Source organism: Mycobacterium sp. smrl_JER01 (genome assembly GCF_048513595.2).
Lineage (GTDB): Bacteria > Actinomycetota > Actinomycetes > Mycobacteriales > Mycobacteriaceae > Mycobacterium.
This window is the reverse complement of record NZ_JBLXXK020000001.1, coordinates 2,457,060-2,469,516: the sequence shown is the minus strand read 5'-3', so window position 1 is coordinate 2,469,516 and position 12,457 is coordinate 2,457,060. Positions and strand designations below refer to the sequence as shown.

Sequence of the window (12,457 nt, the reverse complement as noted above, 5' to 3'; positions counted from 1 at the left end):
AGGGGCCGGGTGGACTGCTTCGCACCGGGAGGAAACGAAATGACGCAATCGCCGTCCATCGCCCTGGCTGCTCTTTGCCCCCTCTGCGGGGCTCAGCCGGGCAAGCCGTGCCAGGATGCGGTCAAGGGGTGGGTCCGCACTGTCGGCCCCCACCTGAGCCGTATCGCCGCCGCTGTCGACCCCGAAGGCGCGACCCGACGGGAGTCGAGCCGATGACCACCACCAAGCCCCACGCCGCACTTGCCCACACCTGCCCGTTCTGCGGTGCCGAACCCGGCCGGCCGTGCCGCACACATCGCGGTCGCGGCGCGGCAACCTACCCGCACATCCGGCGGGTCGCCATCGTGGACGACTGGATACGGCGAAACCACGAACGCCGGCGAGAGATCAACCAAGCCCTCTGTTGCGAGTGCGGCAACCTTCGGACGTTCAGCGCGAACCACCACTTCGCGCTCGCCGACGAGAACGCTCCGCACAGTGCGGGCCATTTCAGCGACCCCCGTGGCTGGCGTCGCACCGGCACCCTGAAGTGCTCGGAGTGCGGCCGGCGGACTCGCCACGCCGTGCTCCGCGAAGCTGACGCGCGTTTCCGCGATTACGACGAACAGATCCAGGCGTACGTGCTGGGCGCCGATTGGCCCGACGAGTACACACCCGACCGTGAACGGCTCCGCGGGGAGTACTTCGCCCAGTTCCCCCGCAACCCGTACGCGCACCATTGGTACGTCATCTCCGAGGCGCAAGCCGCCTGGGACGCCGGCGAGCGCACCGTGACCGCCCTGTGTGGCGAAACGATGACGCTGAGCCGCGACCCCAAGACGGCACGAAGTAGGGACGTGCCGATGAGCCAACTCGTCGAACCCGACGAGCCCCGGGAAGTCGACTACGAGGACCCGGAGACAGGACTGTGGTGGGAAGACATGACGTGTGTCAACTGCCTGCGTGTCACCAACGAACGCCGCCTCCGGTACCGCCGAGAAACCCTGGAAGCCCTGCTGGCTTGGTTCGCCCGCCACCCCGAAACGATCCCCAACGCCGACGTTGATGCGCTCCTGGCGGTGCTTGAACCGCTAGCCGAGACGCAACGCCAACAGCAGAGTTGAAGGCATGATGGCGCACGTGCGTATGTCCTGGTGGCTACCCGGCCTCTACCGCGATGAGGCCGGCTACTACCGCTACGACGGGACGATGGACGCCGAGACGTTCTCACAGGCGAGGGCGTCGCTTGGCCGCAACGAGGGGCCAGCCCTCCTGTACGACCTGTACCCGCAGTCCATTGATGTGGCCGACCACCCCGAGGTGGTTACCGAGGTGTGGTGCATGGCAGAGTTTCCGGCCAGCCTGTTAGACCCCGACGATTGGGTGTCGCTGTTCGAAGAAGTTGGCTACACCGAGGACGGCAAACCTGCCCCCCGCCCTCGCAATCCAGTGACGGTGTATCGCGGATGCTCGCCTGAGAGGCGGTTCGGGATGTCGTGGACCACCGATATCGAGCGTGCGCGGTGGTTCGCGCAGCGTGACCTCGGCCAGGGCGCCGGGCAGCTCTATGAGGCGACAATCCCGCCGGGATGCCTACTCGCCTACATCCACGAGTCCCATCGTCTTGAGGCTGAGTTCGTGGTGGACCCCATCGCTCTCAACGACGACACCGTGAGGTTGGTGTGGGGACGGGAGAGCTAGTTTCGCTCTGGCGGATTACGCTGCTCGATCTCCGCCTTCGGGATCATCTTTTCGCAGATCCACAACAAGCCGGTCTTATCAACTCCTTCAGCGATACCGCGGATGCAATCCGCCGGCGCCACACCCTTCGACGGGTCACCGAAGGGATCTGGCTCCTTATTCGCGCTGATCTGGGAAACCACCGCGGTCAGATACCTTCCCGCCCCGTTGACCAGCGGTCCGATTCCTGCATCCTGCTGTCTTAGCTCACGTTCCCTGTTCTGCCAGAACGGCCGGACCTTACTGAGGTAGAGATCCACATGTGTCACTCTCCCTAGCGCCGGAGCATCCACATAGGCATTCAGAGTGGCCTTCGCCTTGGGCTCCGGGTTAGGGCCTCGCTGCATCCCTCGCCGGAACATGTTCCACTCGGCGGAAAAGCGCGCGAGGTGCACAGTCCGCTTATTGACTGGTCGGCCATCAAAAACCAATGGCAGTGGCTGACCGAAGCCGCCCCAGCCTCCGCCGGCCCGGATCGCTTTCGCCGATTCCTTCGGCTTGGTGAAACCCAGACGGTAGTAATCGTTCGGATGGGTCGCATCAGGGCCGTGGATGCTGACCTTCACCATCTGCAAGGGCTTGAACGTTGACTTGATGTAGAACGAAACGTCGTGGGCCTCGATGAACCACGTAAAGCCGCAGACGCCCGTCTCCTTGTCCACGATGCAGAACACGATGGCAGCCTGCCCGTCCATGCTCGCGGCCCCCACCGTGCCACTCAATCACACTGGCGATTCGGCGTGTCCCCTAGCGCTAGGCCGCGGTTTTCTAAGTGAGTCCTTTTTCGAGATCGGCGGCGTCGAGCACGATTTGCTCCGTCGCCTGGATGGCCCGTTGTTTGATTGCATCCCACTTTTGTTCTTCGGCTAGCTGAATCTGACTCTCGTGTTCCTCGGCCGCAACGAAGAATGCGGCGATCGTCTGCATCTGGCCGGCGCACATCCCGGCTCCGGCGCCGGCGAGGCGCGCTATGCAGTCGCGGCAGTCGCCGACCTCGTCAGCGATCACGGCCAAAGCGTCTTCGGCACCGTTGAGGAGGGCTAGGACGACGCGCGCGAATCGGAGGTTATCGGCGGCTCCGACGCTGTCGGTCTCGCCGCCGGCGTGTTTTTCACACTGCGGACAGGTGCTCATCACCCCATGGTCGGTCACTGCCTGCCCGCCGGGGAGTAGATCGCCGCCGCATGCCGGGCGATATCCCGCCCAGTGCCGTCCTCGGTGGCGCGGTTATTCGTCACGTTGATGTTCTGCGTCAAAGCACCGGCGCGGCTGGCGAGGTCCTCACTGCCGCCCGCGGCGGGGTTGGCGGGGGCCTGCTGACCCGCCTTGTTCGGCAGAGCGGGGCTGGCACCGGCTAAACCGCCGGCGAGTTTCCCGATCCACGAAGCGCCGATCGACCCCATCGGGTTATCACCCAACGACATGGTTTCCATCAACCCCGACACCCCGATACCGGCGACCTGCCCGGCGTATTTGATGGTGCGGTTGATCAACTGGATACCGACCTTCGCCAGTGCGCCCGCACCAGGAGCCAAAGCGTCCAAGGCGGTGGTGGACGCCATCAGGCCGTCCATCGCCATACCGCCCAAAGCGACACCCCCACCGCCGGGCTGCGCCGGATAAGCGGTACCCGTACCGATAGGAGCCCCCTGCGGGAAACCCGTGCCCGGCAGACCGCCAGCAGCACCACCAGGAATGGATGTCGGCACCGGACCAGGACCTACTGGGCCGGGTGCGGGACCCAACCCTTGCCCCGATGCCGGTGTTCCGATGGGGGCCATAGGCGCCCCGATCGGGGGGACGAACCCACCCCCTACGGCTCCGCCAACGATGATCACCGGCAACGGCACAGGGATGCCACCGAACCCGCCCACCGCCGCCGGGGTAGTCGCCGGGGTGGTAGGAGTGGACGTCGTTACGGTGGGAACCCCGCCGCCAACAGGCAGGTAGTACCGCTTCTCGAACTGCGGGTCGAGAGCCCCCGCCGCTGAACCGCCGTACTGCGCGCCGCCGCCGGTGCCGCCGCCGCCCTCAAAGTTCACCCCATTCGGCAGGGTGGCAGCCATGTGCCCGCTCATCCCCGGATACGGGTTCACGCCGACGTTCAACGCGCCCGGCATATACCCGGGTCGGAACCCCAGCTTCGCGGCCTCCGCATCAGAAGCAAAGTTGGTGGTGGTGAACATCCGCGCCGGGGAAGACTTCCCCGTCGTGAGAACCTCGTACAGGTCCGAGATCGACCCCGAGCAGTCCGCCAACCCGCCGATCAGATCCGACGCGGGACCGTACTCCACCCTGCCGCTGGACTGAGCCGCCAACGCCAGCATCGCGTTGACGTTCGCATCACCGGATGTGTACGCGGAACCAGTGGACGTAGAACCGGGCGCAGAACCACTGGCTCTATCCGGCAGGAACCTGTCCCCGAGAGCACCAGTGGAGGCGAGCATCCCCACCAGTCCGGAACCCTCATCGCCGGCGGCCTGGGACACCGCAGACAACTTCCCCAACAGCGGCGCCGCAGCCAGGGAAGCGAAGAACCGCACCAGGTTATCGGCGATCCCCGCCAACCCCTTAGAGATACCGAAGTCCGAATCCAGGGCGGCCCCGATCTCACCCATGTCCTTCGTGACACCCTTGAGGCTTTTGGTTTGCTTCTCCGCGATCCGCTGCTGCGCCTCAGTGAACCGCGACTGCGCTTCATTGGCGTCCTGCTGCGCCTTCGCAACATCGTTGCGGGCCTTCTGAATGTCGTCCTCGCCGGCCACCCCGGACTCCAACAACTGATTCAAGCGGGCCTGCTTCTCCGCCAACTTGTGGCGGGTTTCATCAACACGGTTCTGCGCCGACGCCAACGTGGCATCCATCCCCGCAGTGGAGGTGTAGTCGATCGGCAACACCGGGGCGTCCGGGAGGCTCGTCCTGCCCCCCGACCCTGAGACGGCCGGCCACCCCCCCGGGGGTGGAGTCGGACCCGTAACAGGGGGGTCGATGCCCCAGTCGTGTTGGCGGCTCGTCCGGTCGTCCTGCTGCCGCTGCGACACCCCCAACTGGGAAGGGTCCACCAAATTCCCACTGGGGTCGCGGTACTCCACATTGATGACCAGACGGCCGTCAGGGAGCTGGTTGACGGCGAACCCCAACTCGATGAGCTTCTGCTTCGTCTCCGGGGTGTTGTCCTTAATGACGATCTGCTTCGTGTCCGGCACCAACTCCACCGCGGACTGAACCTCTTTGAACGACTGCGCGTAAAGCCGGTTCCTCTGCTCGGCGAGGGCCATCTCCCCCATCGAGGCGACAAAGTCGTCCCGCATCCCCCGAATGCCCTCGCGGAGGGAGTCGATACCCCCGGAGGCGGTGCGCATCTGCCCGGGAAGGGCCTGCAGTTTGTCGGCCGCGTCGTCGAACTTGCGGCCCATGTCCTCGATGCCCTCACCGACAGAGCTGAACCCGGGAATGTGCTTGATGATCCCGCCGAACAGCTGCGCGGTCTTCGAGCCGCCCTCGATCATCGACGTGAACATCATGTTCACGAAATCGATGAGAGTGGCGCCCGTGTCGAGGATGCGGGCCACGAACATCAGGAAGCTGTCGGCGATGTCGGCGCCCATAGACCCGACCGTGGCGACGAAGCCGATGATCTCCGGCTTGTGGGTGTTCACCCAATCCACCAGGCCGTCAAGGGATTCGACGATCTTGTTGCCGAAGTCCTGCCCGGCCGGGGTATTGAAGGTGTCCTCAAACAGGGACAGCTTCAGCTCCCCCATCGTGTTCTCTATCCCTTCCATAATCCCGGGCCAGCCCTGCATCCGCGCTTTCGACATGTCCGCGGCGGTGCCCACACGGTTGATGACGGCTTCCATCTTGTCGAAATCCGCGGCGGTACCCAGCATCGCTGAACGCATCGCGTCCGTGCCGAACAGTTTGTTCGACTCGATCTGGAAGTTCTGCGGCGACATCCGGGCCTTCGCCTCATCCAACTGACGAAACAACTCCCGGAACCCGACGAACTGGCCGGTAGTGAGGTCATACAGCGACAACCCCAACGCCTGCATCGCTTCCTGCGCCGGGGTGCCCTGCTTAGTGATCGACTGAAGAGTCGTCTTCAACAAGGTGCCCGCATCAGAACCCTTGATGCCGGCGTTGGCGAGCATCCCCAAAGCCGAGACGGTGCCCTCAATGTCCTCACCGAAACCCTGAGCGATACCACCGACCTGCTGCAGAGCCTGCGCCAAATCAGGAATGTCGGCGGCCGACCCGACAGCGGCGTTCGCCAACACGTCAGCAACCCGCGCAGCATCCTTAAGGGGGTCAAGGTTGAACGCGTTCAACGCGCTGGCCTGAATCTCAGCAGCCTGCGCGGCATCGATCTGCCCAGCCGTCGCCAACTGCAAAGTCCCCCGCGACGCGGTGATCGCCTCATCGACGGTGAACCCGGCCTTGGCGAGTTCCGTCATCGCCTTCGCCGCATCCGACGCGGAAACACCCGCCATCGTCGTATCGGCGCCCAGAGCGCGGGCAGCGGAGGCCATGCGCTCCGTCTGCGCGGGGCTAGCCTCCGTGACGCCCTGAAAGTTGTTGATCGTCTTCGAGAAATCAATCCCGGTGTCCATGACGGACTTGAAGCCGTCCAACACCATCCCGGCGGCTTTCGCGCCAGCCTGAATCAACCCGCCCGCGACGATCGCGGCGACCGCACCACCGACGAACGCCTTCCCCGCACTACCCCCCAGATGGGTGAACTGCCCCACCACGCCCGACGACTGCGACGTGATACCGGAGAAAATCCCCCCCGCCATGCGGGTCGACCCGCCACCGGAGTTGGCGCGCACCTGCGCGTTCTGCAGCTCCCGATACGCCGACACCGCCTGACGGATCTCCCGCTGCTCAGTCCTACGGGCGCGGCTCGCCGCCTCCGCAGACCTCACCACAGCAGTGGTGGTGCGGGCCTGCTGGTCGCGGACCCGCTCCAACTCCTTCTCCGCCGACGCAACAGCTTTCGTGTCGCCGGCGTCGCGGGCCTGGTTCAACTTCTTCTCGGCGTCGGCAGCCTTCTTTGTCAGAGACTCCGACTTCTTCACCGCGTCCTGGCGCTGCTTCTCCGCAACCGTCGCCTTACCGGTCGCGTCGGCGACAGCGTCATACGCCTTCGCGGCCTCCGAAGCCGCCTTCTGGACATCCTTGGAACCCTGCCCGAACGCTTTCGCGAACGACCCCGACGCCTCCTTGCCAGCCGCAGTGAAAACCGCGGTGGCCTGGTCAGCGGCCTGCTTGAACGAACGGTTATCGGCCTGCGCCTCAACCTTCAACGTAATCGGCACGATCAACCTCCTCAGTAGGTTCGGGATCTGCCATCGGCGAGAGCATCAACCGCTGATCGGCCAACAGGCTCATCACCGCAGCGAGAACCGTCGACGGCCGCAACGGAGGCCCGTCCTGCTCGACGACAGCCGCGGCCATCACATTTCCGCGCATGAAATGGAACACCCACTCCTCGGCACGCAACGCCTCCACGTCTCGATCCTCAGAGAGCGTCATAGCCACCCCGCGCCTGGGCGGAGTTTCTCTGGGATCGCCGAAAAACAGGCACCCAAAACGGCCATCAAAGTGCAAAATCCCAGGTAGAACGATTTCAGGCCCGGTACACACGGATGCCCAGACCCGTACAGAGTCCGAGCCAGTTGGGCCGGGGTCTTGATTTGGGGGGCGGGGAGAGGGGTGGACCCCCCGTGGTGACGGGACGTGCCCCGCTCAAGCGGTCGAGGATGCTTGAGCGAGGCGTCCCTGCTCCTGCGCGCAGTGTTGTCCCTCACCGGCAGCAGGAGAAGTGTGTGTTTCATTCGTGATCGGTTCAGCGCAACATCTCGACCGGGGTGTTCCAGAGATCGGGCTTGGCGCCTTCCTTGGTAGCGTGGCCCCGTTCCGCGAGGCGCGGGACCTGCGCTCCTCGGTTCTTCGGGTCCGGGCCGGCGCCGCCTTCGGCGAGCAGGGTTTTGATCTCCCCGCGTGTGGGGCACCAGATGCCGCTGTCGTTGCGGATGAACCACACCAGACGTTCGACCGCGTCATCGGGCCAAGGGACTTCCCCGACGTGTTCGCGCCGGTCGGTGTCGATCCCGCCGCGCCAGCGAGGCGCAACCGTGGTGAGGTTGCGGTGGAAGTAGAGGCGGGCTTCCGGGTCGTTGATGAGGTGCTGGTTGTCGCCGCACCGTAGTTGGTCGAACATTCCCTCGCCTGTGTAGAGGTACACGGTCTTCTGTGCGGATCGAATTGCATCGTATTCGCCGCGTAAGCCGACGAGGGTTTTCCAGTGCTCGGCGACGTCGGCGTTGATGGCGGACACGGGATCGTTTACGCCGGCGCCGAGCTGGTCGACAGCCTTGGCTGCGGCTACTCGCACCTTCTCGAGTTGTTGGGCTAGGCCGCGGATCAGGTCGGTGGCGTGGCGTTCGACGAGCTCTGCGGCTTGTTGGCGTGCAGTGACGGCGATCTCCTGCAGCACCTTCAAGCTTTCCTCGGTGGCTCGCCCGTATCGCCGTTGTTCGACTTCCTTGGCCAGCCATTCAGTAGTGAGTTCCTCGGGTGTTGCTGGCTGAGGATTCGTGTCCCGGGCGGGTTCAGCGGCGAGTTCGGTTGCCAGCTCATCTGCGCGGTCAGCGACAGCTAGTGCGGAGTTGAATCCGTCTATCTTGCTGACGAGTTCGTTGAGCCGTCCGGTTTCAGCCGCCCGCAGGAGTGGGCTTCCGCCGGGTCGGAATGCTGATGTCATGTCATGCGCCCTTCGTGGGGTTGCCGTCGATGTCGATGTAGCCCTTCAGGTATGCGCCGAGCAGGCCGTCGTACTTTTTGCTGCCCTGCCTGACGCCAGCAATCTGCGCGGGTCGTCGGCTGCTGCTCGCTTCGTTCTTGACCTCGATGCGCTGACCGCTGTCGAATTCCGGCCCGCGGCCATTCTGGGTGGATCGCACTTCCGAGGCGAGGGCGTCCCATTCGGAATCGGACAGGCTACGCAGATGCTGCTTGAACGCTTCGGCAATGTCTGCCACGGGCTCTTCCTTCCGCATAGTCGATGACTGTTGCTTGCTTGAATATCCATGTCCCGTTTGGCTGTTCGCCATCGAGGTCTGCGGCGAGGCGGCGCACTTGGCGGGGGTGCAGACCCAGGATCTGGGCGGCCGCTTGGGTCCCTATGAGTTTATGTTCGCTTTCCAATTCTCCTCCCTCGCTACCACTTTCATGTCCGCTCTGGGACATGACGCTGGCGAGGTTCAACTTTCGGCTCAGGGTGACCATCCATCCGGGCACGGGGACACCGGCGCGATGCCGGCGGTCGACCAGCTCGGTGACGCAGTACAGAGCTGCTTCGGTTTCCTCAGCGGAGAGACGCATCACTGATAGATCACCTCCAGTTCGGCGCCGTGATCTTTGTCTGCCCAGTAACCGAGGACGCTGAGCCAGTCGGTGGCGCCGGTGCGCGCCTGGGCTTCGCGGGCCCGCTGGCGGCCACGCTTCACCCATTCGCGCGGAATGGGTAGCGCGCCACCGACCAAGGGCAGGCGCTCGACTTCGGCCGAGTCGACCACCTTTTTCGAGGGGGGTCGAAAATGGTGCTCGACCTCGGCCTTGTCGACGCCGAACATCAACGCCATCCCCGCCGCGTCGAGCATTGTCTCGCCATCGACTTCAGTCAGGGTCACTGTCAGTGTGTTCATGCGGTGCGCACCACCCGCACGAAGATCTCCTGAACCATCGGATCGGTGGACACCTCGTAGACGCCCGGCGCGGCCTCACCCGGATCGTGGGGCAGTACACCGCGCCATGAATGCGACGGTTCGGCAGTCGGGTCGGGATGCCAGACATGCTGAGCCACGATGCTGCTGTCATCGATCTGTCGGCTCGACACGACGCGGCGGCCGTCAGAGTAGCGGCGCGGGTCGCCGAACTGTGCGGCCATCGCCAGGATCTCCGTCGTGGTGGCGTTGATGGCGTCACACTCGGCTTCGTGTCCGTCGGCGCCCTCGCAGCATGACCCGCAGATGGAGTCGGTGGCCCAGTCGGTGGTCTGACTCAATCGGGCGGCCGCGTACTTCAGATAGTCGCTTGCGGTGGGGCTGGAGTTAGTCGCGGTGCTCATCGGGTCGTGGTCCTTTCGGCGATGGTGAAGAAGCCTGTACGGCGTGGGCATTGGTGGGTTTCAAGATCAGCAGGCATCCAGTGACGGTGTTCGCAGTGTGGGCAGACGACACAGACGAACTTCCGGCCGTCGGCAAGGGTCCGGCGCTGCCGGATGACGGCGCGCTTCACGCTGCACCCGCTTGACATTCGGGCTTGTGGCCTTGCGTTTCGATGTGACACCCGCACTCGGCGCACCGGCCCGGCCCGGTGACGAGAGGAATTGGAGTTTTCCTGCGATCGGGAAATAACTCCAGGGTGGGACCCGACGCATCTGCTACATCTGCTACATCTGCTACATCAGGTGCACCGCCGGTAGCGGCTGTAGCGGATGTAGCAGGTTCAGGAGGGAGGTACCGCGACCATGCGTCTTCGAACTGGGTGCGCGTGTAGCCGCGGATGCCACGTTCGCTCACGTGGAGTTTGGAACTGATGCCGTACTTGCCAAGTCGCTGGGACAGTCCACGGCTGTCGAGTGGGTCCCCGCGGCGGATGCTTGACCAGGGCGACTCCTCCATCTGATTGAGGTTCAGCAACAGCTGCTCGGTGGTTAAAGAATCAAGATCAGCAGCAGCAAAGGCGGCCCGGATGTCGCGTAGCAGGAGGACTCCGACGCTGGGAGCCCTCTGCTTAGAAGCTGCTACAAGTGCTACAGCCGCTTCACGCGCGCGGCGCGGCCAGTCTCCGCCGGCAAGGTTGGCGACGGCGAGCAGGGCCTCCCACACGTCGGCGTCCCGGTCGACAACCTCGGGCGGCATATCGGGCCAGAAGTCACCGGTGAGTTCGTCAGCCACGCTGAGGGACCACTCGGCCAACCGGTTGCTGAGTTTCTCAGCTTCAGCACCGTTGACCCGTAGCCGCCACGGCTCGATCTGTTCGTTGGGTGCCCGTCGGCGCATACGAACCACCACAGCCCTCGTCATGATCGTGTCCGGCAGATCGTCGAGGCCGGCGAGCGCGACCGCGCAATAGGCGGGCAATTCCTCCGTTTCGACGACCTTGCCGCGCATCACACAACGTCCCGCTGTGGCGCCCTTGCGATGCCCGGCGTTCAACATGCCGCGGATGTCCTCGTTGTCCTTGGCTTTCGGACCGAACACCGTGTCGATCTCGTCGTACAAGATCGTGGGGCGGCCGGCCTCGTCGGACACCTTGCGGAACAGGTACGCCGGTGTCGTGTTGACCGCGTGCACCGGCCGCGGCACAAGAGGCTCACTCACCTCCAGGGCGCGGGACTTACCACTACCCGGCTCCGGAGAGAGGAAGGCGATGCGTGGGGTCGATTCCCACGCATCTATGAACCAGCAGTGCACAATCCACAGCACATGAGCAACAAGCGCGTGCGTGCTGGGGTAGGCGACGAATCGCGCGAGGAAGGTTTCGACTGCGTTGAGGACCTCGGACCCGGTGCCGGTCCCGGTTCTGTCGTGGTTCCCGGAACCGGGAACTGTGCCGCTTGAGAGGTTCTCGGAGGACTGCTCAAACTCTGACCGGATGGTGTCAGCGCTCATCGGGCGATCCTCCGAGCCAACCAGGGACGGGCCGCGAAATAGTCTGCCCTCGTCTTGATGAAGCTGGCATGCTTCGCCCAGTCCACTGCCGCCGAGATCTCATGCGAGGCTTCGCACTCCACCTGCTGCAGATACTCAACCCGGAGTGCCCAATGCTGGCCGGCGTCGAGGACACTGGCCCACTTGACGCGGTCACGGTCGTCAAGTTCGCACCACGCAGGTGATCCCACCATGGGCCAGTCGCCCACCTGAGTCAGCTTCGGGAGCACGAACGCATGGACGTCAGACCACGAGACCTGTTGGGATGCAAGAGCAAAAGACCGTTCACTCATTTCGCCACCGCCTGACGCGCGGCGCAGCGCGCTCCCATGAACGCTTTGACTGACCGTGGATTAGACAGCCAATGCCCACAGACCTGGCACCTGACGGCAATTCGAAACCCTCGTTCGACCGCCGCCACGATCACGTCGATGTCTGCGCGGTCTTCCCGAGTTAACGGCTCGTGCGGGGCGTGCCCGAAAATCTTGTGCAAGACGGTAGACTTGGCGTCATCGGTGGTGATCGATGAGGGCCTGTTTCCTTGGCGGGGGGCAGGCCTTTTTCGTTGCGTCATCAGGCGGCACCACCGAACGGCCGCATGGCGTCGTCGATCTCATTGAGGTCAACGCGCACAAGGCGATTGCCACTGCGGTAGCCCGTCAACCGCCCGTCGGCGATCATCGCGCGAATGGTACGGGTGGTTACTCCGAGGTATTCGGCAGCTTCGTTGATCTTGCAGTAGCGCCGAAGCGGGCGTTCAGCTCGGTTGGATGTGTCACGAGAGCGGCGAGCCCTCGAAGGTGGCGTTGCGTTGGCCATTCCCGGTATGTCCTTTGGCATCGAGAACTGATGCCATCCAACCCGGGTTGCCGGAGACGAGCAGGAACCACGGTACACCAAAGTGCGTCATATTCACGCCCGACGCGCCAAGCGGAAAGTTATCGCCGACCGCGATCTCTCAGCGCCCCGACAAAGTTGCACCACTCCGATAGCCGGATGACGTGGCGCCGTTCGTTTCC

General features: G+C 64.2%; 14 protein-coding genes. 3 read left to right on the top strand and 11 right to left on the bottom strand.

What is annotated here, in order from left to right; translation table 11 throughout:
* Positions 1–39: 39 nt before the first annotated feature.
* Genes ACNUDN_RS11725 through ACNUDN_RS11715 form a run of 3 tightly spaced genes read left to right on the top strand, consistent with a single transcriptional unit; the run spans position 40 to position 1,680 of the window.
* The gene (locus tag ACNUDN_RS11725) at positions 40–216 is read left to right on the top strand and encodes a zinc finger domain-containing protein (protein ID WP_419122099.1); all 177 of its coding nucleotides are present in this window, start codon (positions 40–42) and stop codon (positions 214–216) included.
* Complete coding sequence (locus ACNUDN_RS11720; RefSeq protein WP_419122098.1) at positions 213–1,103, top strand: zinc finger domain-containing protein; 891 nt, start codon at positions 213–215, stop codon at positions 1,101–1,103. Before ACNUDN_RS11725 ends, ACNUDN_RS11720 begins: the two co-directional genes overlap by 4 nt.
* 4 nt (positions 1,104–1,107) lie before the next feature.
* Entirely contained in the window at positions 1,108–1,680 is a 573-nt protein-coding gene (locus ACNUDN_RS11715) for a hypothetical protein (RefSeq protein ID WP_419122097.1), read from the top strand.
* On the opposite strand, the gene ACNUDN_RS11710 is transcribed toward ACNUDN_RS11715, so the two are convergent.
* The 11 genes from ACNUDN_RS11710 to ACNUDN_RS11660 form a co-directional block, all read right to left on the bottom strand.
* Positions 1,677–2,414 (bottom strand): hypothetical protein, encoded by a 738-nt coding sequence (locus ACNUDN_RS11710; RefSeq protein WP_419122096.1) that lies wholly within the window; start codon positions 2,412–2,414, stop codon positions 1,677–1,679. The genes ACNUDN_RS11715 and ACNUDN_RS11710 overlap by 4 nt on opposite strands.
* Before the next feature lie 73 nt (positions 2,415–2,487).
* On the bottom strand, positions 2,488–2,853 hold the full coding sequence (locus tag ACNUDN_RS11705; RefSeq protein WP_419122095.1) for a hypothetical protein: 366 nt from the start codon (positions 2,851–2,853) through the stop codon (positions 2,488–2,490).
* A 14-nt stretch (positions 2,854–2,867) separates the two neighbouring features.
* On the bottom strand, positions 2,868–7,037 hold the full coding sequence (locus ACNUDN_RS11700) for a phage tail tape measure protein (RefSeq protein WP_419122094.1): 4,170 nt from the start codon (positions 7,035–7,037) through the stop codon (positions 2,868–2,870).
* Positions 7,015–7,254 (bottom strand): hypothetical protein, encoded by a 240-nt coding sequence (locus ACNUDN_RS11695; protein ID WP_419122093.1) that lies wholly within the window; start codon positions 7,252–7,254, stop codon positions 7,015–7,017. The genes ACNUDN_RS11700 and ACNUDN_RS11695 overlap by 23 nt, the downstream gene beginning before the upstream one ends.
* Before the next feature lie 313 nt (positions 7,255–7,567).
* Positions 7,568–8,485 (bottom strand): hypothetical protein, encoded by a 918-nt coding sequence (locus ACNUDN_RS11690; protein WP_419122092.1) that lies wholly within the window; start codon positions 8,483–8,485, stop codon positions 7,568–7,570.
* A gap of 1 nt (position 8,486) precedes the next feature.
* Positions 8,487–8,762, bottom strand: a complete 276-nt coding sequence (locus tag ACNUDN_RS11685) for a hypothetical protein (RefSeq protein WP_419122091.1) — start codon at positions 8,760–8,762, stop codon at positions 8,487–8,489.
* 342 nt (positions 8,763–9,104) lie between these two features.
* Complete coding sequence (locus ACNUDN_RS11680) at positions 9,105–9,428, bottom strand: hypothetical protein (protein WP_419122090.1); 324 nt, start codon at positions 9,426–9,428, stop codon at positions 9,105–9,107.
* Complete coding sequence (locus ACNUDN_RS11675) at positions 9,425–9,850, bottom strand: hypothetical protein (protein ID WP_419122089.1); 426 nt, start codon at positions 9,848–9,850, stop codon at positions 9,425–9,427. Before ACNUDN_RS11675 ends, ACNUDN_RS11680 begins: the two co-directional genes overlap by 4 nt.
* 166 nt (positions 9,851–10,016) lie before the next feature.
* Complete coding sequence (locus ACNUDN_RS11670) at positions 10,017–11,399, bottom strand: DUF3631 domain-containing protein (protein ID WP_419122088.1); 1,383 nt, start codon at positions 11,397–11,399, stop codon at positions 10,017–10,019.
* On the bottom strand, positions 11,396–11,731 hold the full coding sequence (locus tag ACNUDN_RS11665; RefSeq protein WP_419122087.1) for a DUF2742 domain-containing protein: 336 nt from the start codon (positions 11,729–11,731) through the stop codon (positions 11,396–11,398). The genes ACNUDN_RS11670 and ACNUDN_RS11665 overlap by 4 nt, the downstream gene beginning before the upstream one ends.
* A 280-nt stretch (positions 11,732–12,011) precedes the next feature.
* On the bottom strand, positions 12,012–12,257 hold the full coding sequence (locus tag ACNUDN_RS11660) for an excisionase family DNA-binding protein (protein WP_419122086.1): 246 nt from the start codon (positions 12,255–12,257) through the stop codon (positions 12,012–12,014).
* Between the last annotated feature and the right edge of the window lie 200 nt (positions 12,258–12,457).